Origin of the sequence: Siminovitchia fortis, assembly GCF_007681465.1 — a bacterium.
Taxonomy (GTDB): domain Bacteria; phylum Bacillota; class Bacilli; order Bacillales; family Bacillaceae_C; genus Siminovitchia; species Siminovitchia fortis.
On the sequence record NZ_VEKZ01000109.1, the window covers coordinates 1 to 3,405 of the forward strand.

Below are 3,405 nucleotides of genomic sequence, written 5' to 3' on the forward strand. Positions count from 1 at the left end.
CGGCAGGGGCTCGAGGTCGCTTCGGTCAAACCAATGAAGTCAAAGAACGACTTCACAGGTTTGACCTCCAGCGCTTGTCGCCCCTAAACGGCCGTCTTCCGCATTTCAGTCTGTACGTCGATGGGCAAGGCGCTTATGCTTTTCTTAATGGAAAGAGTTGTTTAATTTTATCAATATCTTTATGATAAGTATGATGAACATATGGGAAAGGAAGAATCAAGATGGGAGATCATAATGTAAAAGAGCTCGATGTGCTCTCGATCAATACGGTCAGGACACTGTCGATCGATGCTATTGAAAAGGCAAATTCGGGACATCCCGGATTGCCGATGGGTGCAGCTGCCATGGCCTATACTTTATGGACAAAGCATATGGACCACAACCCAAAAAATCCGGAGTGGTTTAACCGCGATCGCTTTATTTTATCGGCCGGCCATGGATCCATGCTTTTATACAGCCTGCTTCATTTGTCGGGCTATGATGTAACGATGGAAGACATTAAAAATTTCCGCCAGTGGGGCAGCAGAACACCGGGCCACCCTGAATACGGTTATACTCCCGGAGTCGAAGCCACAACAGGGCCGCTTGGACAGGGGGTCGGCATGGCAGTAGGGATGGCCATGGCGGAACGCCATTTGGCTGCGACATACAATAAAGACGGTTTTAACATAGTAGACCATTATACATACGCGTTATGCGGTGACGGCGATTTGATGGAAGGGATTGCCTCCGAAGCTGCCTCCCTGGCCGGCCACTTAAAACTTGGAAAACTGATCATGTTATACGATTCCAATGATATTACACTAGATGGCGATCTTTCCCAATCATTTTCCGAAAATGTGGGCGAACGCTTTGAAGCTTACGGCTGGCAATATATCCGCGTAGAAGATGGAAATGACGTAGAAGAAATCGGGAAGGCCATTGAGCAGGCGAAAGCGGACCAGTCACGTCCAACCTTGATTGAAGTGAAAACAGTCATCGGATACGGTGCGCCAAATAAATCCGGAAAATCCGACGTACACGGAAACCCGCTTGGAGAAGCCGAAATGAAACTAGCAAAAGAATATTACAAGTGGACATACGAAGAAGATTTTTATGTGCCCGAAGAAGTTTATGAACATTTTGAGGAAACAACAATCAAGCGCGGCGGAAATAAAGAGTCCGAATGGAACCAATTATTTAAAGAATATAAAGCGTCCCATCCGGAGTTGGCCGGGCAGCTTGAGAATGCAGCAGAAGGCAAGCTGCCGGAAGGATGGGATAAAGATATCCCGGTTTATGAAGAAGGAAAAAGCTTGGCTACCAGGGCTTCAGCAAGCGAAATCATGAACAGCATTGCCAAGAACCTGCCTTCTCTATTCGGAGGCGCGGCAGACCTTGCCAGCTCGAACAAAACAATGATTAAAGGCGAACAGGACTTCAGTGCGGAAAATTATGCAGGAAAAAATATTTGGTTTGGTGTCCGTGAATTTGGAATGGGTGCCGCTTTGAATGGAATGGCTCTTCATGGGGGATTGAAGGTATTTGGAGGAACATTCTTTGTTTTCTCCGACTATCTCCGTCCGGCCATCCGTCTCGCCGCATTGATGGAGGTGCCCGTCACATATGTATTTACGCATGACAGCATAGCCGTTGGCGAAGACGGACCTACACATGAGCCCATCGAACAATTGGCTTCTTTGCGGGCGATGCCGGGCCTTTCAGTGATCCGTCCGGCCGACGCGAATGAAGCTGCCGCAGCCTGGAGGCTGGCGATTGAATCGGACAAACAGCCGACAGCTCTGATTTTGACAAGGCAGAATGTACCGACACTTTCCGGATCCGCGGATTTGGCGAAATCCGGAGTGGAAAAGGGAGCCTATGTCATTTCCCCGGCGAACAAAGAGCAGGCCGATGTGCTGCTGCTTGCAACCGGGTCAGAGGTGAGCCTTGCCATTGAAGCGCAAAAAGCTTTAATTGAACAGGACATAGACGCTGCAGTGATCAGCATGCCGTCATGGGACCGGTTTGAAAAACAATCAAAAGAATATAAGCAATCTATTCTTCCTTCTACAGTGAAAAAGCGTTTAGCCATTGAAATGGGAGCTTCCCTCGGCTGGGAAAGATACACAGGAGATGAAGGAGATATATTGGCGATTGACCGCTTTGGAGCTTCGGCACCCGGCGGGAAGGTGATAGAGGAGTATGGATTTACACCGGCAAATGTGGTGGAGAAAGTAAAGGCGCTCCTAAAAAAATGATGGGAACATAGGCGCTGGAGCTGGACATTACGTAACCTCTGTTTGAAGAGAAAGTTCAGTAATCTTTAACTGCGAGAAAGAGGGGAGGATTTCCCCTCTTTTATCTTTTCGTTTGCCTAATGATATAAAAAAATTCATAATGGAACTATTCAATCGTTGCAGCTTCCTGAAAAGACCAGAAAAAAAGCTGTTCATTACAGCAATTGACAAACTTTTCACTTTTCTTTCACTATACTAGGAGAAAACTGGCAATGGAGTGAAGGTTCCTATGAGAACATATTTTATTTATATGATAAAAGATGAATTCGCCGACTACTTTTATGGGCGGGAAAGCCGATTTTTCCAATTGTTTGCCGGCAGTCACTCTGCCGATGGAAATCTCAAGGAAATCATACATAAGCAAATAGATTATATTACCGAGCCTTTGCCATACTTGGATTTACATAAGTTGTTCTCCCAATTTGTGCAAAACCAGCAAATATATATAAAGGGAAAGGTATATTGCATGGGGCAGGCAAAAGATAAAGACGGAGCGGAGTTGGCCATTGAGGAAGATTGGCTCCAGCTGAACGCATGGGGCGGTTTTGAGTCCGAGACGATCTTCTTCGAAGTATTGAGAAAATTTGATGGCCATTTTTTTGCTGTTGATATAGAAAATGAAAGATATGGCTGGGTAAAACCGGTTAAAGAAAGAAAATACATATGAAATCGCAGCGCAAGTATTGTATAATATTCGGGAATTCAGTAAACTGAAGTGAGACAACACGAAGGAGGAATTTTTGGATGGTTTGGCAATTGATTTTAACGGGCGCGATCGCTCTTTTGGCTGGAGTGGCGCTTGGATTTTTCATCGCCCGTAAATATATGATGGATTACCTAAAGAAAAACCCGCCAATCAATGAACAGATGCTGCGTATGATGATGATGCAAATGGGGATGAAACCCTCACAAAAGAAAATCAACCAAATGATGGGCATGATGAAAAAGCAGATGGACAACAAGTAATGCTCATCTAATAGAGAAAAAACCGGTGAACCCTGGGGTTAGCCGGTTTTTTCTATTTGCTGCATATCATGTGAAACGATGCTGTCATATTGATTTAATCCCAAATTACGAAAGTAAATTTACTGAACATTAATTCTGGGGCTATTTGGTAAAACTTTGT

At 45.1% G+C, this 3,405-nt stretch carries 4 protein-coding genes; all 4 read left to right on the plus strand.

The annotated features are described in order from the left end of the window. The coding region (locus FS666_RS20100) for a hypothetical protein (RefSeq protein WP_222119385.1) at positions 1-185 on the plus strand (185 nt) is incomplete at its 5' end. A gap of 36 nt (positions 186-221) precedes the next feature. After that, the gene (gene tkt / locus FS666_RS18915) at positions 222-2,240 is read left to right on the plus strand and encodes a transketolase (RefSeq protein WP_144463747.1); all 2,019 of its coding nucleotides are present in this window, start codon (positions 222-224) and stop codon (positions 2,238-2,240) included. 268 nt (positions 2,241-2,508) lie between these two features. Continuing rightward, the gene (gene sirA / locus FS666_RS18920) at positions 2,509-2,946 is read left to right on the plus strand and encodes a sporulation inhibitor of replication protein SirA (protein WP_120072407.1); all 438 of its coding nucleotides are present in this window, start codon (positions 2,509-2,511) and stop codon (positions 2,944-2,946) included. A gap of 77 nt (positions 2,947-3,023) precedes the next feature. Next, entirely contained in the window at positions 3,024-3,245 is a 222-nt protein-coding gene (locus tag FS666_RS18925) for a YneF family protein (RefSeq protein ID WP_120072409.1), read from the plus strand. Positions 3,246-3,405 lie beyond the last annotated feature (160 nt).